The 21,379-nt window shown below is 73.0% G+C and carries 19 protein-coding genes and 3 tRNA genes; 10 read left to right on the forward strand and 12 right to left on the reverse strand.

The genetic code is table 11. The features are described from left to right. Window positions 1-48 precede the first annotated feature (48 nt). Together OOJ98_RS05005 and OOJ98_RS05010 are read right to left on the reverse strand one after the other, a co-directional pair. Window positions 49-1,494, reverse strand: coding sequence for an FGGY family carbohydrate kinase (locus OOJ98_RS05005; protein ID WP_267053387.1), 1,446 nt, complete (start codon window positions 1,492-1,494; stop codon window positions 49-51). Window positions 1,495-1,536: 42 nt separating this feature from the next. Continuing rightward, a complete protein-coding gene (locus tag OOJ98_RS05010) occupies window positions 1,537-1,836 on the reverse strand; it encodes a YtxH domain-containing protein (protein WP_267055520.1) in 300 nt (99 codons plus the stop codon). A 171-nt stretch (window positions 1,837-2,007) separates the two neighbouring features. Here OOJ98_RS05010 and OOJ98_RS05015 point away from each other — a divergent pair. The 4 genes from OOJ98_RS05015 (at window position 2,008) to OOJ98_RS05030 (ending at window position 3,319) form a co-directional block, all read left to right on the forward strand. After that, window positions 2,008-2,080, forward strand: a tRNA-Asn gene (locus OOJ98_RS05015). Between the two features lie 5 nt (window positions 2,081-2,085). After that, window positions 2,086-2,158 (forward strand) — tRNA-Asn (locus OOJ98_RS05020). A 164-nt stretch (window positions 2,159-2,322) separates the two neighbouring features. After that, a tRNA-Ile gene (locus tag OOJ98_RS05025) sits at window positions 2,323-2,396 on the forward strand. A 257-nt stretch (window positions 2,397-2,653) separates the two neighbouring features. After that, a complete protein-coding gene (locus OOJ98_RS05030) occupies window positions 2,654-3,319 on the forward strand; it encodes a hypothetical protein (protein ID WP_267053388.1) in 666 nt (221 codons plus the stop codon). A gap of 63 nt (window positions 3,320-3,382) precedes the next feature. Here the strand turns inward: OOJ98_RS05030 and OOJ98_RS05035 are convergent, their stop codons facing one another. The 4 genes from OOJ98_RS05035 to OOJ98_RS05050 all read right to left on the reverse strand — a co-directional run bounded on the left by OOJ98_RS05035 (window position 3,383) and on the right by OOJ98_RS05050 (window position 7,660). Further along, complete coding sequence (locus tag OOJ98_RS05035; protein WP_267053389.1) at window positions 3,383-4,495, reverse strand: hypothetical protein; 1,113 nt, start codon at window positions 4,493-4,495, stop codon at window positions 3,383-3,385. A gap of 44 nt (window positions 4,496-4,539) precedes the next feature. Beyond that, window positions 4,540-6,768, reverse strand: coding sequence for a hypothetical protein (locus OOJ98_RS05040; RefSeq protein WP_267053390.1), 2,229 nt, complete (start codon window positions 6,766-6,768; stop codon window positions 4,540-4,542). Between the two features lie 35 nt (window positions 6,769-6,803). Then, a complete protein-coding gene (locus tag OOJ98_RS05045) occupies window positions 6,804-7,232 on the reverse strand; it encodes a hypothetical protein (RefSeq protein WP_267053391.1) in 429 nt (142 codons plus the stop codon). A gap of 248 nt (window positions 7,233-7,480) precedes the next feature. Then, entirely contained in the window at window positions 7,481-7,660 is a 180-nt protein-coding gene (locus tag OOJ98_RS05050; RefSeq protein ID WP_267053392.1) for a hypothetical protein, read from the reverse strand. A 390-nt stretch (window positions 7,661-8,050) separates the two neighbouring features. On the opposite strand from OOJ98_RS05050, the gene OOJ98_RS05055 reads away from it, so the two are divergent. Beyond that, entirely contained in the window at window positions 8,051-9,340 is a 1,290-nt protein-coding gene (locus OOJ98_RS05055) for an MFS transporter (protein ID WP_267055521.1), read from the forward strand. A gap of 181 nt (window positions 9,341-9,521) precedes the next feature. Here OOJ98_RS05055 and OOJ98_RS05060 read toward each other — a convergent pair whose 3' ends face one another. The 5 genes from OOJ98_RS05060 to OOJ98_RS05080 form a co-directional block, all read right to left on the reverse strand. Further along, window positions 9,522-10,859 (reverse strand): carboxyl transferase domain-containing protein, encoded by a 1,338-nt coding sequence (locus OOJ98_RS05060; RefSeq protein ID WP_267053393.1) that lies wholly within the window; start codon window positions 10,857-10,859, stop codon window positions 9,522-9,524. Continuing rightward, a complete protein-coding gene (locus tag OOJ98_RS05065; protein WP_267053394.1) occupies window positions 10,852-12,264 on the reverse strand; it encodes an acyl-CoA synthetase in 1,413 nt (470 codons plus the stop codon). Before OOJ98_RS05065 ends, OOJ98_RS05060 begins: the two co-directional genes overlap by 8 nt. 258 nt (window positions 12,265-12,522) lie before the next feature. Next, window positions 12,523-14,124 (reverse strand): GAF domain-containing protein, encoded by a 1,602-nt coding sequence (locus OOJ98_RS05070; RefSeq protein WP_267055522.1) that lies wholly within the window; start codon window positions 14,122-14,124, stop codon window positions 12,523-12,525. A gap of 256 nt (window positions 14,125-14,380) precedes the next feature. Then, complete coding sequence (locus OOJ98_RS05075; protein ID WP_267053395.1) at window positions 14,381-15,427, reverse strand: rod shape-determining protein; 1,047 nt, start codon at window positions 15,425-15,427, stop codon at window positions 14,381-14,383. Window positions 15,428-15,703: 276 nt separating this feature from the next. After that, entirely contained in the window at window positions 15,704-16,270 is a 567-nt protein-coding gene (locus tag OOJ98_RS05080; RefSeq protein WP_267053396.1) for a hypothetical protein, read from the reverse strand. A gap of 147 nt (window positions 16,271-16,417) precedes the next feature. Here OOJ98_RS05080 and OOJ98_RS05085 point away from each other — a divergent pair, with 147 nt between their 5' ends. Then, complete coding sequence (locus tag OOJ98_RS05085) at window positions 16,418-17,110, forward strand: hypothetical protein (RefSeq protein ID WP_267053397.1); 693 nt, start codon at window positions 16,418-16,420, stop codon at window positions 17,108-17,110. A 59-nt stretch (window positions 17,111-17,169) separates the two neighbouring features. On the opposite strand, the gene OOJ98_RS05090 is transcribed toward OOJ98_RS05085, so the two are convergent. Then, complete coding sequence (locus OOJ98_RS05090) at window positions 17,170-17,592, reverse strand: MarR family winged helix-turn-helix transcriptional regulator (protein ID WP_267053398.1); 423 nt, start codon at window positions 17,590-17,592, stop codon at window positions 17,170-17,172. A gap of 176 nt (window positions 17,593-17,768) precedes the next feature. Here OOJ98_RS05090 and OOJ98_RS05095 point away from each other — a divergent pair, with 176 nt between their 5' ends. From OOJ98_RS05095 to OOJ98_RS05110, 4 genes are all read left to right on the forward strand, one after another. Next, window positions 17,769-18,797, forward strand: coding sequence for an NADP-dependent oxidoreductase (locus OOJ98_RS05095; protein ID WP_267053399.1), 1,029 nt, complete (start codon window positions 17,769-17,771; stop codon window positions 18,795-18,797). A gap of 229 nt (window positions 18,798-19,026) precedes the next feature. Then, complete coding sequence (locus OOJ98_RS05100; protein ID WP_267053400.1) at window positions 19,027-19,452, forward strand: organic hydroperoxide resistance protein; 426 nt, start codon at window positions 19,027-19,029, stop codon at window positions 19,450-19,452. Window positions 19,453-19,530: 78 nt separating this feature from the next. Continuing rightward, complete coding sequence (locus OOJ98_RS05105; protein ID WP_323177879.1) at window positions 19,531-20,493, forward strand: alpha/beta fold hydrolase; 963 nt, start codon at window positions 19,531-19,533, stop codon at window positions 20,491-20,493. Window positions 20,494-20,545: 52 nt separating this feature from the next. Then, window positions 20,546-21,376: an EI24 domain-containing protein gene (locus OOJ98_RS05110; protein ID WP_267053401.1), complete on the forward strand. Its 831-nt coding sequence runs from the start codon at window positions 20,546-20,548 to the stop codon at window positions 21,374-21,376. Window positions 21,377-21,379 lie beyond the last annotated feature (3 nt).

The following is a 21,379-nucleotide window of genomic DNA, read 5'->3' on the forward strand; positions in this document are numbered from 1 at the left end:
TCGACCCCGAGTCAAAAGGAATAGCAAAGAGCGTACGTCGGGTCCACGTCAAGCACCCTGGCCGAAGGCCCCGGGGTGGATCTCGTCACGCGTCGCGATGTACTGCTGGCGCACCGCCTGTCCCACGGCCAGCTCCTCGCCCGGCTCGAAGACCTGTGCCGACGCGCCCTGCCAGGCCGGCGGGGTGTGCGCGGCGAGCGTGCCCCGCGCGACCCCGAGCGCCCAGGCGGCCTGCCGGGCCGCGCCGAGCGCCGCGTACTCGGCGGGCTGCGGCACGACGACCTGCGTACCGAACAGGGCCGGCGCGACGGCCTGCACGGCGGGCAGTTCGGCGGCGGCGCCGAGCAGGAACACCCGCCGCACCTCGACGCCGCGCCCGCGCAGCACGTCCAGGGCGTCGGCGAGCGAGCAGAGCATGCCCTCGAAGGCGGCCCGTGCCAGGTGCTCCGGCTTCATCGACTCGCGGCGCAGCCCCGTCAACGTGCCCGCCGCGTGCGGAAGCTGAGGGGTCCGCTCGCCTTCGAGGTAGGGCAGCAGGACGAGGCCGCTGGCGCCGGGCGTGGAGGTGAGGGCGAGGTCGCTGAGCGCGGCGAGGTCGTCGACGCCGAGCATCTGCGCCGTTCCGCGCAGGGCACGGACGGCGTTGCTCGTGTGCACGACCGGCAGATGCATTCCGGTCGCGTCGGCGAAGGACGTAATCATCCCGCTCGGGTCGGCCAGTGCCTCGTGATGCACGGCCATCACGGAACCCGAGGCGCCGAGCGAGACCACCGCGTCGCCCGCGCCGACGCCGAGCCCGAACGCGGCCGCCATCGTCTCGCCCGTACCGGCCGAGATCAGCAGGCCCTCGGGGGTGGTGCCGGCCGCGTCGGACGGACCGAGCACCTCGGGCAGCGCCACCTGGTGGCCGAGGGCCAGCTCGACGAGGTCGGGACGGTAGAACCCGGTGGCCGCCGACCAGTACCCGGTGCCGGACGCGGCGCCGCGGTCGGTGGTGCGCCGGGCGGGCCGGCCAAGCAGCTGCCACACCAGCCAGTCGTGGGCCTGGAGCACACCGGCGGTGCGCTTTGCGGCCTCCGGCTCGTCACGCGCGAGCCAGCGCAGCTTGGCGACGGCCTGCGCGGCCTGCGGCACACAGCCGACGGCCTGCGCCCACGCCTCCCGGCTGCCGAGCCCGTCCACGAGATCGGCGGCGGCGACCTGGGCCCGCTTGTCGTTCCCGGTCAACGCGGGCCGCACGAGGTTGCCCTGACCGTCCAGCGGCAGGAGCCCGTGCTGCTGGGCCGCGACCCCGATGGCCTGGACGCCTTCGAGGAGCCCGCCGGTCGCGGCCTCCCCGAGCGACAGCAGCCATGCCTGCGGATCGACCTCGGTGGCCTTCGGCTCGACCGGGTGAGGTGCGTACCCCTGTCGCAGCACGGCGCCCGTGTCCGTGTCGCAGACGACGATGCGCGTGAAGGCGGAAGAGCTGTCAAGACCGGCGACTATCCCCATGGCCTTGATTCTGCCGCACGGGCGGGGCGGCCGGGCCGGGGGTCAGGTGTTGCTGGTGCCCCAGTCGTCCTCGGCGCCCTGTCCGCGCCGGCGCAGCGAGCGCACCCGGCCCGTGACGGAGGCGGGCACCTTGTCCCCGACCTTGTCGCTCACCGCGTGGAACGCCTTGCCCGCGACATCCCGCGAGGTCTGCGCGGCCGACTCGGCGGTGTTCCGCACGGCGGGGTTCTGAGCCACCTGACGTGCGGACTTCTTCAACTGCTCGTAGCGCTCCCGGCCGGCCCGGGTCCCGAGCACGTATCCAAGAGCCAGTCCGGCGGCGAACGTGAGCCGGTATCGCATGGCGGTCACCCTTCCCTAGCGTGTGTGCCGCGCCTACCCGCGCGGCCCCGTGATCACCCGGGGCGGAACCGATTGGCGGAGCACCCCCCTGCTTGCGCTAATGTATGTGTCGCAGCGAACGCACGCCGCCCGGGATCACTCCAGGTGGGTACGTTCGACGCGACGAGGCATTCCCCTGTAGCTCAATTGGCAGAGCAGCCGACTGTTAATCGGCAGGTTACTGGTTCGAGTCCAGTCGGGGGAGCTCGGTCTCCTGTAGCTCAATTGGCAGAGCAGCCGACTGTTAATCGGCAGGTTACTGGTTCGAGTCCAGTCGGGAGAGCAGCGGAATCGGACCCTTCGGGGTCCTTTTTCGTATCCGGTGGAACCACCGGGATCCCCGCGAAGTCCTCATGGGCGTGCGAAGCCGACCATCCGAGGCAGGAGATCGTATGAGCGGCTATGCTGCGGCAGACGGCACGCACACATGTGCGCGACGCGCCGTAAGGGGCGGTAGCTCAGCCGGTTAGAGCAGCGGACTCATAATCCGTCGGCCGTGGGTTCGAGTCCCACCCGCCCCACTTCCGCAGGTCAGAAGAAACGTTCTGACCTGCGGATACGCGGCTCTGGACGCGCTTGGCGACAGGCTCGCGGGTGCCCCCGCACGAGCCCCGGACGCGCCCCGCGCCCGGCCGGCGCGAAACCCCTCCTTTGGCCTACACGGCCGGTGCTCCCCTCCCTCGGCACGGCGGGACGCGACGTCTCTCGAACGACCTGAGTACGGACCTGAGTACGACCACTCAGGCCTCCGCCCCTGCCGGGGACGGAAGCTGACGCCATGACAACACCGCCCCGCGTCCCGCTGCCGCCCTTCCCGCCCGCGCCGCCGGCACCGCCGTTCCAGCCGGTGCAGCCGCCCGTCCGGCGCGGACGGCGCGCCTGGATCGCCGTGGCCGTGGGCGTACTGATCGCGGCGCTCCTCGCCGGGGCGACGGCCTGGTGGCTGACCCGGGACGACGACACCTCCCCGCCGGCCGGGCGGCCCCGCGTGACCGACACCAAGGCCGGCCTCTCGTACGCGATCCCCGAGGGCTGGAAGCACGACGAGAACAAGCACTTGATCGACGCCTTCACCTCCTCGATCGCCCGGACCGGCCCCGACAGCCACCACGGGGCGGTGGTGCTCGCGGGGCGCGGCGGTCCCGTCGACGCGTCGTCGCTGCGGCAGCGCACGGAGACGGCGGCGCGCTCCAACGCGGAGTTCTTCTACCCCGACAGCGCGCAGAAGCTGGAGGAGTCGCAGCCCGCGCAGGTGCACGGACGCCCCGCGTACACGGTGGTCGTGAGCACCAGCGGCACCGACGGGACGACGGGCCGGCTGCGCCTCACGATCATCACGCGCACCAACGGCCAGTCGGCCTTCCTGCTCGGCGTCGCCATGTCCCCAGAGCCGGCCGACGTCCGCGAGGTCGACGCGGTGCTGGGGAGCGCGGCGGTGGAATAGGGATATGGCCGTCGATTCTGACCACCTGCCGGAGAATTCGGTGAGCGCGGCGGAACGCGACGCTCAGGAACGGCCCGGCCGGACGGTGTCGCATCCGCGCCGCTTCGTCTCCGAATCCGCGAAGGCCTTCAGGGCCGCGTTCGCGAAGTCGGGGGAGTAGTGGGCCACCGGATAGGTGCGGGTGTCGGTGTCGTAGAGGCGGGTGACGAGGAATGTCGCCGGTTCGCTGGAGCCGGGGCACGCGGCGGTGGCCGAGGCGAAGTCCTGGGGCTCGTCCGGGAGCTTGAGGGCGGGGGCGCCGCCCTTCTCCCTGAACGCTTTCGCGCTGGTCCCGTAGAAGGCGTACAGGCCGTATCCGGCCTTGGCGCCCGCGCGGGTGGCCAGGTAGCAGTTCACCTGGGGGGCTCGGGCATCCGTCGGGAACTCCACCGCTTCGGGCACGCCGTCGTGGGCCGCGGCCGAGGCGAGGGAGCGCAGCGGGGAGCACGAGCCGGCCGCCCGGCCGAGGGGCTCGGACGGGAGCCGCCCCGTGCCGTAGGGGGGCGCCGTCACCCGGGTCAGGCGCTGTCCTCCCGACGTCCGGCAGCCATGCCGGCCCGCCGCATCGAGCGCCGTCTCGGCGGTGACGCGGCCGAGCCCGGTGAGCACGGCCGGGTCCGACTGCGCGCCGGGCGGCGGCCCCGTCAGGGTGCCCGTGACGACCAACGACTTGGCGGGGTCGTCCGCGCAGTCGAGCGAAACCAGGACACTGGGGGTGCCGTCGTTCCGTACAACGCCCGGCCAGCCCGCGCCGAGTGGTGCGACCGCGCCCCTGTATCCGTTGCGGAGGTCCCCGAACCGGGCGCGCGTTTCGGCGGTGGAGACCGCGTCCGCACTCCACCGCAGGGTCATCTGCAGGGCGGAGTGAGGCCCGGAGGACCCCTTCACCAGACAGTCGCCCAGCGCGCCGTCGCCGGACCCGAGATCCTCGGCATGCGAGTGCGAGGAGCCGAGCGCCCCTTCCAGCCCGCCCTGCGCCAGGTTCCCGCCACAGGCGCGGTCCACCGACCGGCCGTCGCGCCAGGCGCCGTACATGCCGGTGCTGTAGAGGACTTGGGCCACGACGGCCAGTACGACGACGAAGGTGCCCGCGTACCAGCCCGGGTGGATCCGCCGTGGCCTGGAGGTCTTCTGCATGGTGCTCATTCCGTCGAGTGCCGGCGGGGCAGTTGCGCCCTGGGTCAGCGGTCGGCCCGCAGGTAGCGCAGCGAGTCGTTGCGGCTGAGGTCGTACTGGTCCTGCCCCGCGTGCAGGAAGTACTTGGTGTAGTCGCTGTCGATGTCGTGGCCCCGGCTCTGGCCCCACATGCGGACCATGTGGTCGACGTCCCGCTGGCCCGCGTCGTAGGACTTGGCGTTCGCGTCGGTCGCCGCGAGGTTCGCCTCCGCGGTGTGCTCCTTGTTGGACTCGTACGTCCACACGTCGACGCTCTTCGTGGCGAGGTCCCCGACGGGGCTGAGGTCGGCCACGGGGTTGAACATGAGCGCCGTCCCGAGCGACGTGCCGATGCCGTGGTTGAAGTCGGCAGCCCACTGGGTCTTCTTGAACCGCTCGTCGAAGATGATGTCCGCCCTGACGCCGTCGTAGGCGCCGACGGCGCGGGACGACTCCACGATGCGGTCGTGGACCGTCTTCTCGCCCGCGTCCTGCGGAAGGGCGGCCAGCACGTCGTGCGCGTGCTGCTGCTCCGCGCCGTAGAGGTGCCCGTAGGCCTCCGGGTCGTTGGCGATGCCCCGCAGCAGCTTCGTGAGGTGGTCGGGGGCGAGGGCCAGGTGCGCGCCGTCCTTGTCCTCCCAGACCGTGCCCTGGCTGTTGTAGGGGATGTCGTAGTGCGAGTCCGACTTCGCGAACGTCTGGTGGGTGTCGGGGGTGTACGAGGTCATGATGTGCGCCAGCGGTTCCGTCAGGTTCTTGGGCAACTCCTGGGCGTGGTTGTCCGCGTTCAGCGTGTCGATCGTCTGCCGCAGGATGTCTGCCTGGGTCGCCGTGTGATGTCCGGCGGGGTGGTAGGAGCCCGGGGCGTCGCCGGTCGTGGCGGCCTCGAGGGCCGCGCCGAAGCCCTTGCGGACGTCGCCGTCCTCCACCGTGACCGGCATGCCCTGGGTGGTGCCGCCGGGCGGAGTCGCGAAGTGGTCCACGACGGTGTCCCAGTCGCGGCCGTGCAGAAGGTAGTTGAGGTTGTCGTTGTGCGCCGGGTCCAGATAGGCGGTACTGGTCGCCGGGTCGTGGGACATGATGCCGAGGACGCCGTCGAGGGGGTCGTTGGCGAACCAGCCCCGGTCGCCGCCGCTGAACTGGTCCCGGAGCGACCAGACGGAGCCGAGGTTGCCCTTGGCGGTGAAGGACGTCTCGGCGTGCCGGATGTCGTCCGCGGTGTCCTTGAGGAACTGCCCGTTGTAGCCGCCCCCGTGCTGCATGAGCGTCACCAGGCTCTGGTAGCCCCTGACCCGTTCGCCGGGGATCTTGCTGACGCCGTCCAGCGTGAACTCCTCCGTACCGGCATTCCTCAGTTCGTTGCGGAAACGCTGGTAGAAGGCGGAGGTGGGGTCGGCGGTGGCTGTCGCCAGTGTCGTGGCGAGGCCCTTCTGGATGTCCAGGTACTGGCCGCTCTGCTTCTTGTCCTTGATATAGGCAAGGCTGTCGAGGGAGTTGGAGAGCTTCAGGGTGCCCTTGGCACCCAGGTCGTCCAGCAGGGTCCGGCTGAAGGCGGTGTCGCCGGAATTGTCGCGGAACAGGCGCTGCAGCTCCTGGTAGTCGTGGGCACTCGCGTCTCCCGCGTCGATGCGCAGCGCGATGTCCCTGCCCTCGTCCGCCTCGTACTGCTCGATGTCGCCCTTGGCCTGCCCGTTGAAGCCGTTCCTGGTGCCGTCGCTGACGACGGCGTCCTTGACCACTTGGGTGAGGGCCACCTCGAACCCCTCGTCCGCGTCGCTCACGCCGCGGACGGCGTTGTCGATGCGGGTCTGCCAGGCTCCCGCCTTCTCCCGCGCGGACTGCTGGTAGTCGGGGTCGTGGTGATAGGCGGTCAGCTCGCCCTGGTCGAGCTTCGAGGCGTCGAAGGTGACGTAGCCGGTGGGCGAGACGGCCATGCCGTCCTTGATGGCGGCGTCCCGTTCCGACTCCACCTTCCTGCGCAGGTCGACGAACTGGGTGTGTGCGTCCCGCAGCAGCGAGGCCATGGCCCTTGCCTCGGTCTGGGCGTTCTTGTACTCGTTCAAGGTGATGGTGAACGTGGCGTTGGCGGCCCCGGCACTCTCACCCACCCACCGCGCGGGGAGCGAGACGGTGTGCACCTTGTCGTGGTACAGCGTCTCGTGTTCCTTGAACTGGCCCGCCATCTCGTCCCACTTCGCCGCCGCGGTGGTCAGGGTGGTCAGATCGGTCGCCAATATTTCCTGGTACGTGGGCATGGAGTGCTCGGGTTTCTCCGTCGGTGCGAACGAGGTCAGTACAGGTCCAGGGACGAGCCGGGCCGCTTGATGTCGCCGTAAACTCCCAAATCCGTATGGAAGAAGAGGGAGTTGGTGCCACGCAGGGCCGACTTCTCGCCGCCCAGGCGGTTCATGAGCGCCTGCACCTGTTCGCTCCAGGTCTGGTGCGCCTTCTTCAGAGCCCCGGAGGTCGCCCAGCCGTGCCCGTCGTGCGGCCCGAACGCTTTGACGGCCGCTTCCGTCGACTCATCGGCGTGGTTGCCGGACTTCTTGGTGTCCGGTTCGAGATGGGTCTCGATGGTGTCGGCCGCAGACTTCTTCGCCGCCGGCGTGGAGAGGAAGTCTGATTGGCCGGGGCCCGTCAAGAGGGGTGGCCCCGGCGGCTGGTGATCCAGGCTCATGCGGGACTGGCCGCCGTTCCCGCCCGTCGTATCCACGGTCATGCGACATGCTCCCCCGGTCCGCTGGCGGCGGCCGGAGCGTCCTGCCGTCCTCGGGCCGCCTCATGACTGACAGGGTCATGATCCTAAGGGCCCTGGGGCTCAGGAGGGGGTGACCGAGAGCACATCCCGGGCGAGCGGGGCGAGAGAGCGGGTCGTGCGTGGACGGAGTGGACGAAGACTCCCGGTGGCGGGCACGGGGAGTGCGGCTGCCGGGAGCCTTCGGCCAGGAGCCTGGGATTACGAATCTTTCACAGGGCGGACTGGAAGGCCGAGGCGCTCGGGACGTTGGCGGCGGCCGTCGTGACGCGGCCGAGGGCGGCGGGGACGTGGCCGGCGTGCTGGGCGGCGGCGCGGGCGGTGAGCGGGACGCGGCGGGCGGTGCGCGGGGTGGCGGTGGTGCGGGCGGTGGCGGAGATCAGGGTGTTCATGGTGGGCCTCTCGGCGAGATGCGTCGCCGCCCCCGCCTGATGAAGGCGGGGGCGGCGATGACGTTTACTGATCGGGGGAAGCGTAGCGGCGGGTGGGGGGTTCGGCGCGCGCGTGCAGGCGTGGCGCGGAGGCGGCCCCGGCAACCGGTTCGGACCGTCGGGGCCCGGACCTGAGGCGATGGATGCGCGGCGGCTCCCCGGCCGATCCGAGCGGCCGCACAACCGTCGCGAAACTGTTGTCCAGCCCGTTGACCCGGCCGGGGTACGACCACCCGGCTCCGCCCCCTCCAGGCACACCCCCCTGTGAAGTCGGCCCTACCTCCCCCCGCCCGGCCGGGGTTAGCATCCCGCGTGAGCGAACAAGCCGAGCAGCCTGCCCAGACCACCCCCGTGCCGCCGTCCGGTGCGGGCGGAGCCGACCCGGGGGAGGGGGGCGCCGCCGCGCGGGCCCGGGGGCGGATATTCGCCGATCTCACCCCGTTCCGGATATCCGCCGACTACCGCAGGCTCTGGTTCGGCAACATGGTCTCCTGGGTCGGCAGCGGCATGACCGCGCTCGCGATCTCGCTCCAGGTCTACGACCTCACCGGCTCCAGCTTCTACGTCGGCCTGGTCGGCATCTTCACCCTCGTACCGCTGGTCGCGTTCGGACTGTACGGCGGTGCCATCGCCGACACGGTGGACCGTCGCAAGCTCGGCCTCTACAGCGCGCTCGGATCCGCCGTGCTCTCCGCGGTGCTCTCGGCCGGGACGTTCGCCGGCGTCGCCGACGTGTGGTTCCTGTACGCCGTCATCGCGCTCCAGTCGATCTGCCAGGCGCTGAACGGGCCCGCCCGCTCGGCGATGATCCCCAAGCTGCTGCCGCCCGAGCACCTGCCCGCCGCCAACGCCCTCAACTCGATGATCATGACGACCGGCACGCTCGTCGGCCCGATGCTGGGCGGCCTCGTCGTCGGCTTCGCCGGGTACAGGACGGCGTACCTCATCGACGCGATCACCTTCGCCGCCTCCCTCTACGCGATGTGGCGGCTGCCCGCGATGCTGCCGGAGCGCGCCGCCGGCACCAAGCGGCCCTCCGTCATGGAGGGGCTCCGGTTCCTGGCGACCCGGCCCAACCTGCGGATGACGTTCTTCAGCGACTTCTGCGCGATGATCCTGGCCCACCCGCGCGCGCTGTTCCCGGCCGTCGCCGTCCTCTGGTACGGCGGCGACGCCCGCACCACCGGCCTGCTCGTCGCCGCGCCCGCGATCGGCGCGCTGCTCGGCGGGGTGTTCTCCGGCTGGCAGGGCCGCGTCCACCGGCACGGGCTCGCGGTGCTGATCTCGGTGGGCGGATGGGGCGCCGCGATCGCGGCGTTCGGCCTGACCCGGCAGTTGTGGCTGGGCCTGTTCATGCTCGCCGTCGCCGGGTTCTCGGACACCGTCTCCATGGTGTTCCGCAACACGATGATGCAGGTCGCCGCGCCGGACGAGATGCGGGGCCGGCTCCAGGGCGTCTTCATCGTGGTCGTCGCGGGCGGGCCGAGGCTCGGTGACTTCCTCGCGGGGACGGTTGCCGATCTCACCTCGCCCACGGTGATGGTGGTGGGCGGGGGGTTGGCCTGTGTCCTCGCGGTGACGGTGCTCGGGGTGAGCCGGCGGAGCTTTGCGCGGTACGACGCGCGGTGGCCTGCGGCGTAGGGGGCGGCTCGTGCGGCTACTTGCGGGTGCGGCTCCCTGGGGCTGCGCCCCAGACCCCCCCGAGGGGCTCCGCCCCTCGAACCCCGGCGGGGGCTCCGCCCCCTGCACCCCCGTTCGCGCCTGAAGGGCGCTCGTCCTCAAACGCCGGACGGGCTGAGGGTGCCCACCCCACCCCGCAGGGCTACTCGCCCAGTACCCCCCGCGCCACCCCCAGCTCCACCAAGTCCTGTGGGCGCAGGCGCAGTTGGGCGGCTGTGTGGTGGATCTCGGACGGGGGGCGCTTCAGGATGGCTGCCGCGAGCTCCGGGGCGATCACCGAGAAGTAGCTGTCGGCCGTCACCCACGTCCGGTCGGGGGAGGTCAGGGCCAGGGCGCCGCCCGAGCCGCCCTCGCCGATGACCAGGGTGGTGACCGGGACGCGCGCGGCGGCCACCGCGGCGAACGCCTCCGCGATCGCCGCGCCCTGCCCGGCGCGTTCCGCCGCCGCGTCGTTCGCGGCGCCCGGCGTGTCGACGAGGGTCAGGACCGGGATGCCGAGACGGTCGGCGAGGCGGATGACGCGGGCCGCGGTGCGGTAGCCCGCCGGGCGGGTCGCGGTGCCGGTCTGCGCGGCGTACGCGTAACTCGCCCCCCGGTGCAGGCCGAAGCCGCACAGCATCCCGGGGTCCACGCCCCCGCACCGGTCGCCCACCAGTTCCTGGCGGTGCGGGAAGTACGCGTCGAGGTAGGCGTCCGCGCGGGGCCGGCCCGCCGCGCGGGCCCGGCTCACCGCCTCCCAGCCGTCCGCCGGCAGGCCCGACTCCCCGAACGGGGCCGGGGGCGGCGCCGGTTGGGACCCGCCGGAGCCGAGGAGGGTCAGCCAGCCCGCGAGCACGCCCCGCAGATCCTCCGTGCGTACGATCGCGTCGATCTGCCCCGCCGCGAGCTGGCCCTTCGCCCGGTAGGCCGCCGGATCCGCGTCCGCCGGGCGGACCCGGGAGCCCGCGAAGCCGATCTGGGCGCCCGGCAGGGCGAGGACCACATCGGCGCCCGCGCCGAGCGTGGCCCAGCCGCCGCCCGTCGTCGGGTCGCGCACCACCGCGATCTGTGGCAGGCCCGCCTCCTTGAGCAGCGCCGACTGCCGTGCCACGCGCTGGAGTTGGACCAGTGCGAGCATGCCCTCCTGCATGCGGCTGCCGCCCGTGGCGATCAGCGAGACGAGCGGCAGCCGGCGCTTGCGTGCCGTCTCGTACGCCAGCTCCAGGCGGTCACCCGTCCGCTGCCCGAGCGAGCCGCCCAGGAAGCCGAACTCGAAGGAGACCAGCACACACGGCCGCCCCTCGACCGAGGCCACCCCGCACACCACCGACTCGCTCTCGCCGGTCGCCTCCGCGGCCCGCGCGCGGGAGGCGCCGTAGCCCGTCCAGGAGAGCGGGCCGTCCTCGGGGAAGTCCCGTGCGGGCGGCGGCAGTTCGACGAAGTCGCCGGTCACCAGGGCGATCGCCGCCCGCGCCGGGATCCGCCGGGAGCTGTCAGGCATGCAGGGCTCGCTTCATGATCTTGCCCATGTCGTTGCGGGGCAGTTCGGCCAGGTAGCGCACCACGCGCGGGCGCTTGTGCGGGGCGAGCTGGGCCGCGACGTGATCGCTCAACTCGGCGGCGTGCGGCGGAGACTGGGGGTCGCTCGGCACGATCCACGCCACGATGCGCTCGCCCAGGTCGGCGTCGGGTTCGCCCGTCACCGCGGCCTCGCGGACACCGGGGTGGTCGAGCAGGACGTTCTCGATCTCGCCCGCGCCGATCTTGTAGCCGCCGCTCTTGATGAGGTCGGTGGCCTTGCGGCCGACGATCCGTACCTGACCGTCCGCGTCGACGCTCGCCATGTCGCCGGTGCGGAACCAGCCGTCGTCGGTGAAGGCCGCGGCGCTCGCGTCCGGGCGGTTCAGATAGCCGCTGAACAGGTTCGGGCCGCGCACCTGGATCTCGCCGATGCCGTCGGCCTCGTCGGCGAGGCGCAGGCCGACGCCCGGGAGCGGGGCGCCGACCGTGCCGGGGCGGGCCCCGCCGTCCGCGCGCTCGGCGCACAGCATCAGCGTCTCCGTCATGCCGTACCGTTCGATCACCGCGCGGCCCGTCGCCCTCGTGATGCGCCGGTGATCGGGCGCGGTCAGCGCCGCCGAGCCGGACACGAGCAGCCGCGCGCCGGCCAGCGCCCTCGTCAACTCCCGGTCGTCGTCGACGGCTTCGGCGATCCGGTGGTACATCGTCGGCACCCCGAACAGCATGGTCGCGCCCGTCGACAGCTCCCGCGTCACCCCTTCGACGGAGAAGCGGCCGAGGTGGCGCACCGAGCCGCCGCGGCGCAGCGGGCCGAGGACGCCCAGGATCAGGCCGTGCACGTGGAACAGGGGAAGGCCGTGCACCAGGACGTCGTCCGCCGTCCAGTCCCAGGCCTCCCGCAGCGCGTCGAGGGTCGCGGCGATCGCCCGGCGGGGCAGCACCGCGCCCTTCGGCGGGCCGGTCGTCCCCGAGGTGTAGACGATCAGCGCGGGCGTCTCGTCGCCGGGCTCGGCGGGCAGCTCGCCCGCCGTCCCGGACAGGGGCACGTCGATCCGGGTCAGGCCGTCCAGCGCGGCGGGGAGCCGGTCATCGGGTGAGGCGAGGACCACGCTCGGCTCGCTGTCGCCGACGATGTGCGCCAGCTCCCGCTCGCCGGTCTTCGGATTCAGCGGCACCACCGGCACGCCCGCGACGAGCGCCGCCACCACACCCACCACGGTCCGCGGGGTCGGGGTCGCCCAGAGGGCGACCCGCCCGGCGCCCGCGATCCGGGACGCCAACGAGCCTGCCGCGCCGGCCAGTTCGGCATAGGTCAGCACCTGATCGCCGAAGCGCACGGCCTCCCGGGGCTCGGCTGCGGACAGGGAGGGGAAGAGAGGGGACACGTACGGGACTCCTCGGCGTCGACGGCTCGGCGGCGCCCGAACCGTGCCGGGCCCCAGGTCGTCGACCCTACGCGGCGTCGTCCGGACGCATGATCCGCATCCTGCCGTACGGCTCCCCGCGTTCCGCTGGAGTCGGGGGAAAGGGTGAGCGCCGTCACGGGAACGGGCCGCGGGGCGGTGGCGTACGGGACGGGATTTCGCTCGCGGGGCCGGGGCGGGTGTGGCCGCCCCGCGCCGGGGTGGTGTGCGGCCGGCGGGCTACTGGAGCGGGGCCTGCCAGGTCAGGGTGGTGCCGCGGATGCCGTCGTCGCGCATGCCGTTGTCGACGACGGTGAGCCGTACCGCGGGCCGCCCGTCCGGCAGTTCGGCGCCCGCGTCGACGACGACGCGCACCGAGGACACCCCGGCCCTGCGGTGTGCCGCGGCGAGCGCGCCGCGCAGGGCCGCGACCAGCTGGCTGTCGACGGGCTCGCCGACCAGCGCGTCGACCGCGCCGTCGAAGCGCACCGAGGGCCGGAAGCCGAGGAGGGCGCCCGCCCCCGCCGTCTCGCGCAGGACCCGGCCGCGCAGCGTCGTCGGGGCCTCGGCGGGCGGCTGCTGGAGCGCGAAGATCGCGGTGCGTACCTCCTGGATGGTGGAGTCGAGCTCGTCGACGGCCCGGGTGAGCAGCTCGTCCGTGTCGTCGGCCGCCGTCTTCTCGGCCCGGCGCCGCGTCGACTCCAGCATCATCTCGGTGGCGAACAGCCGCTGGACGACCAGGTCGTGGAGGTCGCGGGCGATCCGGTCGCGGTCCTCGTACACGGCGAGCTGCTCGCGGTTGTGCTGGGCGTCGGCCAGGACGAGCGCGAGGGCCGCCTGCGAGGCGAACTGGGAGGCGAGCAGCCGGTCCACCGCGGTGTAGGGGCGGGCGCCGCGCCTGCGGGGCAGCGCCAGGGTGCCGATGAGCTTGCCGCCGCTCTGGAGGGGGAGCATCATGCTCGGCCCGAACCGGGCGCGCACGTGGGTGGTCATACGGGGGTCGGTCGCCGAGTCCTCCAGGAACACCGGCTCGCCGCCCAGGAGTTGGACCAGGACCGGCGAGCCGGGCTCGATGGTCGTGCCGACGATGTCGTCGGGATCGTCCGGCGCGGACGCGGCGACGATCTCCATGCCGCCCGCGGGGGTGGGCTGGAGCACGACCCCGGCGGCGGCGTCCGCGAGCAGCCTCGCCCGTTCGGCCACCGTCGTCAGGGCGTTGGCGGCGGTGTCGCCGGTGAGCAGGGAGGTGGTGACGGCGGCGGCGCCGTCGATCCAGCGCTCCCGCAGCCGTACGGTCTCGTAGAGCCGGGCGTTGCCGACGGCGATGCCCGCCTGCGCGGCGAGGACCCGCAGCAGCGCCAGGTCGTCCTCGGTGAAGGGGCCGCCGTGCTTCTCGGTGAGGTAGAGGTTGCCGAAGACCTGGGTGTGCACGCGGATCGGTACGCCGAGGAACGAGCGCATCGGCGGATGGCCGGGCGGCAGGCCGGCCGAGCGGGGGTCGTCGCGCCGGTCGCCGAGGCGCAGCGGCTGCGGGTCGTGGATGAGGGCGCCGAGCAGCCCGGTACGGCCGTCGGGGAGCGGGCCGATCCGCTCGCGTTCGGCGTCGGTGAGCCCGGAGGTGAACAGGTCGGTGAGCCGCCCGCGCTCGGGGTCGACCACACCGAGCGCCCCGTACTTGGCGCCGGTCAGCTCGGTCGCGGTGTCCACGATGTGCTGGAGCGTGGTGCGCAGTTCGAGATCGGTCCCGACGCTGAGCACGGCCTGCAACAACATCGGCAGACGGGGCGCCGCGCTCTGGGCGGCGGCGGGCGCGTCAGCGGGGGCATCGGGCCTCCCGGCCATCCCGGGTGCGTCGGCCACCCCGGCCGCGTCGCCCGGGGCTTCGTGCCGTGTCGGGTCCGCGTCGGCCGGGGCTTCGTGCCGTGTCGGGTCCGCGGTGCCCGGGACGTCTCGCCGCACCGGGCCCGCGGCGCTCGGGACTGACCGCGCCGCGGGTGCCGGTCCGGTCGGCCTCTCCGCGTCACTCATCCTTCGAGGATCCCTCACCGCCGCCCCTCGCCCCGGGCGGCACCGCTGTCGTGCCGCTCACTCGGCCATCTCAATCGGCCATCGGGCTGAGGGGGCTGAGGACCATCGGCTGGATCTTGCCTTCGAGCATCGCGCCGAGGCCCTGGATCGCGCACACGTCGGGGCGTTCCGCGATGTGCACCGGTACGCCCGTCGAGTCCCGCAGCATCTGGTCGAGGCCGGGGAGCAGCGCGCTGCCGCCGACCATCATGATGCCGCGCTCGGCGAGGTCGGCGACCAGGTCGGGCGGGCACTCGCGGAGCACCTTGCCGATGCCGTCGAGTACCGCGGTGAGCGGCGTGTGGATCGCGTTGCGGACGGCGGCGGTGTCGACCTGCACCGAGCGGGCGAGGCCGGTCGCCACGTCGCGGCCGTGGATCTCGGTGGACGCGGGCCCCTGCGGGGTGAGTCCATTGCCGCGCAGGGCCAGCTGCAGCGGGCGTACCGACTGGCTCGGCAGCATCAACTCGTGCTGGTGGCGCAGGTGTTGGATGACGGCGTGGTCGATGGCCTCGCCGCCGACCGGGATGCGTACGGCCGTGACGATGGCGCCGAGCGACAGCACCGCGATCTGCGTGGTGGCGGCGCCGCACACCATGATCATGGTGGCGGTGGGCTGCTCCACGGGGAGCCCGCACCCCACGGCCGCCGCGATCAGTGTGTCGACGAGCTCGACGCGGCGTGCGCCGAGCCCCACCAGCGTCTCCATCGCGGCGCGCTGCGCGAGCGGGTCGCTGCCGTGCGGGGTGCAGGCGGCGGCGCGCAGCCGGGGCTTGCGGCGCAGCTGGCGGCGCAGCTTCTCGCCGAGCAGGTGGCGCAGCATGCGCTGGGCCATCTCGATGTCGACGACCGTGCCGCCGGACACCGGGCGGGCCACGCGGATGTAGTCGGGGGTGCGGCCGGTCATCTGCTCGGCGAAGGTGCCGACCGCGATGAGCGCACCGGTGCGCGTATTGACGGCGGCCACGCTCGGCTCGTCCACGACGAGCCCGGCGCCCTTGATGTAGACCCGGGTCCTGGCGGCTCCGAGGTCTACGGCTACATGGCAACGGCGCAACTGCTCAAGACTGACGGTCACGGCAGATCCTCCCGAGAGCGGTACGTGTTTCGCTTTCTGCGACCGGTACGTAGTTCGCATCATGCGTTCGCGCGAAGACCGGCGCGCGCTGGGATGCGCCGGTAGGGGAGGGGCCGGCTGACGGGCAGCCAGAAACCGGGAGGAGGACGGCTGGGCCCACCGGCCGCCGCTCGGCGCGCAGCCGCAACGCGCCGCACCCGGAGCCGCCCCGCCCGGAGCACGTCCCGCCGCAGCCGGAGCCGCCCCGCCGACCCGGAGCCGCCCCGCTCGGAACCGCTACGGCAGGAGCCGTTGCAGCAGGCCCCATGTGAACTCCGCCACCCGGGTGCCGCCCCCCGGCAGGGTGATCTCCAGCTGCCAGCGTGTCGGGGCCGAGCCCTCCATCGGGCGGGCCGGGGGGAAGGCGCGTGCTGCCTCGTCGACCGTGCAGGACCAGGGGCGCAGGTCGTCCTCGGCGCGCAGCTCCGGGCCCGGCAGGCCGGGGGTCCGGATCAGCCACTCGTTCCACACCGCGCCGCCGGGCCCGGCGAGCACCTCGAACCGCAGCTCCGGCCAGAGCGGCACCGGCCACAGGTGGGCCTCGCACTCCAGGTCGCCGATGGTGCGCGGCACGACCGCCTCGGGTGCGCCGAGCACCGAGCGGTAGCGGGAGAGCGCCCCTCGGGAGCGCGCCGAGCGGAGCATGGCCTGCCAGCGCTTGTTGGCCTCGCGCATGTCCGCGAGGGAGGCGCCGAGCCGCTGACGGGCGTCCTCGACGAGACCCGGCTGGTGGTCGGCCATCCGCCGCAGCAGCACGAGTTGGAACTCCATCGGGCCGAACGGCCGCGTCCCGGTTTCCGTCATGACGTCCATCCTGCCCGGCCCCACTGACAACGCCCCGGTGCATGGCGATTCGTCACGCGGCCACGCCCGCGCCGCGATCCTTCCGCACAAGATCCACACATCTCCGGCCCCTTTTGTTGCCCGGCCGCCGCATAGCCTCCCGGAGCCATGGATTACTGCCACGCCTGCCGACGGCACCTCAACGGCGCCCTGGCCTGCGCCGGATGCGGGACCCCCGCGCAAGAGCTGGCGCCCGCACCCGAGGACGAGCTCCTCGTGCATGCCGGCGCGCCGCCGTCCCGCCGCGGCGCGGAGGTGCTCGCGCCGTCCGGTCACCGGCGTGCCCGCAAGGGGCGCCGGGCCCGGCGCAAGCGGGGGAAGGCGGTCCTGTTCGGCTCCGCGGGCCTGGTCCTGGTGGCCGGCGCGGTGGGCTTCGTACAGATGGCGATGGAGCCCCCGGTCAACGACCGCGCCTCCTCCGTGCAGGAGGACGAGACGATCTCCGACCCCCAGCCCCTGCCCTCGGGCAGCGCGGTGACGGGTCCGTCGAGACCCACCGCCGAGCCGGTCTCCTCGCGCAGACGGGGCTCCGGCGCGGGCGCCGGGTCGCCCGGTGGTGCCGACGGGCCGCGGCATGCCGGTCCCGCGCCGAAGGAGACGCCGTCGGGGTCCGTGGACCCCCGGCCCTCGTCGGCCCGGCCCTCCGACTCCGTTGCGCCGGGCGTGTCCGACCCGCCCGGCCCGGGTGGGCCCGCGCCCTCCGCGTCGCCGTCCTCGGCCGCGCCGCCGCCTCCGCCCCCACCGTCGCCGTCGCCCTCGCCCAGCGCGACGTGCCACCGCTTCCTGTGGTGGTGCGCGTGACCCGGCGGGCCCCCGCCCGTCCGGGTTGGCCGGGAGAGCGCGGGGTCAGGGCTCCCGCGTCACGTGCCCAGCATTCTCTTCAGTAGGTCCCGCAGCACCCTGCGCTCGTCCGGCGACAGCTCCGCCAGCGGCTCCCTCGCGAAGTCGAGGGACTCGCGCAGATGGGTCGCGACGGTGCCGCCCTCGGCGGTGGGCGCGGCCAGCTTCACCCGGCGGTCGGCCGGGTCGGGGCGGCGTTCCACCAGGCCCCGGGCTTCGAGGCGGTCGACGATGCCCGTGATGTTCGACGGCTCGCACTTCAGTTTCTGGGCGATCTGCCGCATCGGCAGCGGCTCGTGCGCCAGCAGCCCGAGCACCCGCGCCTGCGCGCCGGTGAGGGAGTGCGCGGCGGCGGCCCGCTCGTACTCCTCGTAGTAGCGGCTGACGATCGTGCCGATCAGCTCGACGACTTCGAGGCTCAGGGGATCCGTTCGGGGGGCCATGCCCTCAGCCTACCGACTTACTTGACAATCTCAAATATATGGGAGCATGGTTCTTTCAGTACCTGAAGTATTCGGCCCGTGCCGCCACCGACGCGATGTGTGTCGCGTGCCCGGCCCCAAGGTACTGATGTGCCCGATGTACCCGTCAGTTTTTGCTTCGCAGGAGGACGCACCCCATGGCCACCTCGTCCGCACTCCCCACCACCAGCCGCGCCTGGCACCTCGTCGCCCGCCCGAACGGCTGGCCCGTGCCGTCCGACTTCGCGCTGCGGGAGACCCCCGTCGCCGAGCCGGGCCCCGGCCGCATCCTGGTCCGCAACGTGGCCATGTCGGTCGACCCGTACATGCGCGGCCGCATGAACGACACGAAGTCGTACGTCGCGCCGTTCAAGCTGGAGCAGCCCATGGAGGGCGGCGCGGTCGGCGAGGTCATCGCCTCCGCCGACGACCGGTTCGCCGTCGGCGACCACGTCCTGCACGGGCTCGGCTGGCGCGAGTACGCCGACCTGGACGCCCAGCACGCCGTCAAGGTCGACGCCGGGCTCGCCCCGCTCTCCGCCTACCTCGGCGTCCTCGGCATGCCGGGTCTGACCGCGTACGCGGGCCTCCTGGAGGTCGGCTCCTTCAAGGAGGGCGACGTCGTGTTCGTCTCCGGCGCGGCCGGCGCCGTCGGCAGCCAGGTCGGCCAGATCGCCCGCCTCAAGGGCGCCTCCCGGGTCATCGGCTCCGCCGGCTCCGACGAGAAGGTCAAGTGGCTCGTGGAGGAGCTCGGCTTCGACGCCGCCTTCAACTACAAGAAGGGCCCGGTCCTGGAGCAGCTGCGCGCGGCCGCCCCCGACGGCATCGACGTCTACTTCGACAACGTCGGCGGCGACCACCTCGAAGCCGCCATCTCGGCGCTCAACGTGCACGGCCGCGCCACCCTCTGCGGTGCGATCGCGGGCTACAACGACACCGAGCCCACCCCCGGCCCGCGCAACATGATGATGATCATCGGCAAGCGCCTCCAGCTCAAGGGCGTCCTGGTCGGCGACCACTACGGCATGCAGCAGCAGTTCGTCGGCGAGGTCGCGGGCTGGCTGGCCTCCGGCGAGCTCAAGTACAACGAGACCGTCGTCGAGGGCATCGAGAACGGCGTCGAGGCGTTCCTCGGCATGCTGCGCGGCGAGAACACCGGAAAGATGGTCGTCTCGCTCGGCAAGTAGCTCCCCGGGGAGTGCGTCCTGGCGCGACGGGTACGCGGTCGGGTGTCCGGAGGCGAGTGAGCCGCCGGGCCACTCGCCGCGCGGTCCGGGCCGCGTGAGCCGGCGGACGGCCGCATCGAGTGAGCCATCGCACACTCCGCCTCACGGTTTCCGCGATCCGATAAGGTTTTTCCACATCCCGGCGGCCGTGAGGCGCGAGCGGCCGCGTACCCAGGAGGAGCACCCCAGCATGTCCATTCAGAAGTCCGAGGTCCTCTACACCGCCGTCGCCACCGCCGAGAACGGCCGTGACGGCCGCGTCTCCACCGACGACGGCCAGCTGGACGTCGTGGTCAACCCGCCGAAGGAGATGGGCGGCAACGGCGCGGGCACCAACCCCGAGCAGCTCTTCGCCGCCGGTTACAGCGCCTGCTTCCAGGGCGCCCTCGGCGTCGTCGCGCGCAACGAGAAGGCCGACATCTCCGGCTCGACCGTCACCGCGCACGTCGGCATCGGCAAGAACGACGACGGCTTCGGCATCTACGTCGAGATCACCGCGTCCATCCCGAACGTGGACCGCGCCACCGCCCAGGACCTGATCGAGAAGGCCCACCAGGTCTGCCCGTACTCCAAGGCGACCCGCGGCAACATCACGGTGAACCTCGCCGTCGCGTAGTCCCGTGTCACGCATCGCGTGATTCCGTGTCATCGAAGGGCCGTGCCGGTGCGCGGCCCTTTTGTGATGATGGCCCGCATGACCTTCCCCGAGACGGCCCCGTACGACCACGGCATGCTCGACACCGGTGACGGCAACCTCGTCCACTGGGAGGTGTGCGGACACCCGGAGGGCAAGCCCGCCGTGGTGGTGCACGGCGGCCCGGGATCCGGCGCGACACCGTACTGGCGGCGCTACTTCGACCCCGACCGCTACCGCGTCGTCCTCTTCGACCAGCGCGGCTGCGGCCGCTCCACGCCACCGGTCAGTGACGCCTCGACGAGCCTCGCCACCAACACCACGCACCACCTCGTCGCCGACATGGAGCGGCTGCGCGAGCACCTGGCCGTCGACACGTGGCTGGTGTTCGGCGGCTCCTGGGGCGCCACCCTCGGCATGGCGTACGCCGAGGCGCACCCGGAGCGGGTCAGCGAGGTCGTCCTCGTGTCGGTCACGACGACCGGCCGCGCCGAGGTGGAGTGGGTCACCGAGGGCGTCGGCGTCCACTTCCCCGAGGCGTGGGCCGCCTACCGCGCCGCGGGACGGCCCCGCGCGGGGGAGCGGGTGGTCGACGCGTACGCCCGGCTGCTCGCCGACCCCGATCCGGCGGTGCGCGAGAGGGCGGCGTACGACTGGTGCCGCTGGGAGGAGACCCACGTACGGCCGCCGGGGGCCCGGCTCCCGGACTCCTTCGGCGACTCCCGGTACGCCGACCCGGCCGTACGCATGACCATCGCCCGCCTCGTCACCCACTACTGGCGGCACGCCGCATGGCTGGAGGAAGGCCAACTCGTCGCGGGCGCCGCCGCGTTGGCCGGCATACCCGGGGTACTGATCACCGGGGCGCAGGACCTGAGCTCGCCGCCCGACCCGGCCCGCGCGCTCGCGGCCCGCTGGCCGGGGTGCGAACTCCACGTGATCGACGACGCGCGCCACGGTTTCGGCCACCCGGAGACGAACGCCGCCGCGCAGGCCGCGCTCGACCGGTTCGCGCGCCGCTGAGACGTCCCCGCGGCGGATTCCCTCATCCGGGTGGCCGGATAGGGTCGGAGCCATGCGTGACATAGGGGCGGGCTTCGGATATCTGGTCAAGGGGCAGCGGTGGGCGGCCGGGCACGGCAGGTCGCTCGGCATCGGACTGCTCCCCGGCCTCATCACGCTCGTCCTGTACGCGGGCGCGCTGATCGGGCTCGCCTACGGCGCGGACGACGTCGTCGGCTGGGCGACCCCGTTCGCCGACGGCTGGTCCTCGCCCTGGCTCGCCCTGTTCCGCGGCTTCCTGACCGTCCTCGTCTTCGCGCTCGGCGTGTTCCTCGCGGTCGTCTCCTTCACCGCGGTGACCCTCCTCGTCGGCCAGCCCTTCTACGAGAAGCTCTCCGCCGACGTCGACCGCGCCGAGAGCGGCGGCGAGGCTCCCGAGTCGGGCCTGCCGCTCTGGCGCGAGCTGTGGATCTCCGCGCGTGACTCCCTGCGCGTCCTGGTCCGCGTCGCGTTCTACGGTGTCCTGCTCTTCGGCCTCGGCTTCGTCCCGGTGATCGGGCAGAGCGTGATCCCGGCGATCGGGTTCTGCGTCACCGGCTTCTTCCTCGCCGAGGAGCTCACCGCGGTCGCCCTCCAGCGCCGCGGCATGGAACTGCGCCCCCGCCTGGCGCTGCTGCGCTCGCGCCGCCTGCTGGTCCTCGGCTTCGGTGTGCCGCTCGCCGTCGCCTTCGTCGTCCCGCTGGTCGCGGTCTTCCTGATGCCGGGGGCCGTCGCGGGCGCGACCCTGATGGTGCGCGACCTGCTCGACGAGCCGGCCGGGTCCGACGGCGACGACCCGGACGCCGACGGCCGGGCGCGGCGCGGGGACGTCGGCGCGCCCGGAGCGGCGCCGGCCGCCTGCTGACCC

The sequence above is a fragment of the Streptomyces sp. NBC_00083 genome, from assembly GCF_026343295.1.
Lineage (GTDB): Bacteria > Actinomycetota > Actinomycetes > Streptomycetales > Streptomycetaceae > Streptomyces.

What these genes read in the sequence shown, in the direction of transcription:
- OOJ98_RS05045 (WP_267053391.1), bottom strand. Translation starts at nt 7,232, where the DNA reads ATGACCGTGGATACGACGGGCGGGAACGGCGGCCAGTCCCGCATGAGC.
- OOJ98_RS05040 (WP_267053390.1), bottom strand. Translation starts at nt 6,768, where the DNA reads ATGCCCACGTACCAGGAAATATTGGCGACCGATCTGACCACCCTGACC.
- OOJ98_RS05070 (WP_267055522.1), bottom strand. Translation starts at nt 14,124, where the DNA reads ATGGCCGGGAGGCCCGATGCCCCCGCTGACGCGCCCGCCGCCGCCCAG.
- OOJ98_RS05005 (WP_267053387.1), bottom strand. Translation starts at nt 1,494, where the DNA reads ATGGGGATAGTCGCCGGTCTTGACAGCTCTTCCGCCTTCACGCGCATC.
- OOJ98_RS05105 (WP_323177879.1), top strand. Translation starts at nt 19,531, where the DNA reads ATGACCTTCCCCGAGACGGCCCCGTACGACCACGGCATGCTCGACACC.
- OOJ98_RS05110 (WP_267053401.1), top strand. Translation starts at nt 20,546, where the DNA reads ATGCGTGACATAGGGGCGGGCTTCGGATATCTGGTCAAGGGGCAGCGG.
- OOJ98_RS05095 (WP_267053399.1), top strand. Translation starts at nt 17,769, where the DNA reads ATGGCCACCTCGTCCGCACTCCCCACCACCAGCCGCGCCTGGCACCTC.
- OOJ98_RS05010 (WP_267055520.1), bottom strand. Translation starts at nt 1,836, where the DNA reads ATGCGATACCGGCTCACGTTCGCCGCCGGACTGGCTCTTGGATACGTG.
- OOJ98_RS05035 (WP_267053389.1), bottom strand. Translation starts at nt 4,495, where the DNA reads ATGCAGAAGACCTCCAGGCCACGGCGGATCCACCCGGGCTGGTACGCG.
- OOJ98_RS05085 (WP_267053397.1), top strand. Translation starts at nt 16,418, where the DNA reads ATGGATTACTGCCACGCCTGCCGACGGCACCTCAACGGCGCCCTGGCC.
- OOJ98_RS05030 (WP_267053388.1), top strand. Translation starts at nt 2,654, where the DNA reads ATGACAACACCGCCCCGCGTCCCGCTGCCGCCCTTCCCGCCCGCGCCG.
- OOJ98_RS05080 (WP_267053396.1), bottom strand. Translation starts at nt 16,270, where the DNA reads ATGACGGAAACCGGGACGCGGCCGTTCGGCCCGATGGAGTTCCAACTC.
- OOJ98_RS05100 (WP_267053400.1), top strand. Translation starts at nt 19,027, where the DNA reads ATGTCCATTCAGAAGTCCGAGGTCCTCTACACCGCCGTCGCCACCGCC.
- OOJ98_RS05060 (WP_267053393.1), bottom strand. Translation starts at nt 10,859, where the DNA reads ATGCCTGACAGCTCCCGGCGGATCCCGGCGCGGGCGGCGATCGCCCTG.
- OOJ98_RS05090 (WP_267053398.1), bottom strand. Translation starts at nt 17,592, where the DNA reads ATGGCCCCCCGAACGGATCCCCTGAGCCTCGAAGTCGTCGAGCTGATC.
- OOJ98_RS05050 (WP_267053392.1), bottom strand. Translation starts at nt 7,660, where the DNA reads ATGAACACCCTGATCTCCGCCACCGCCCGCACCACCGCCACCCCGCGC.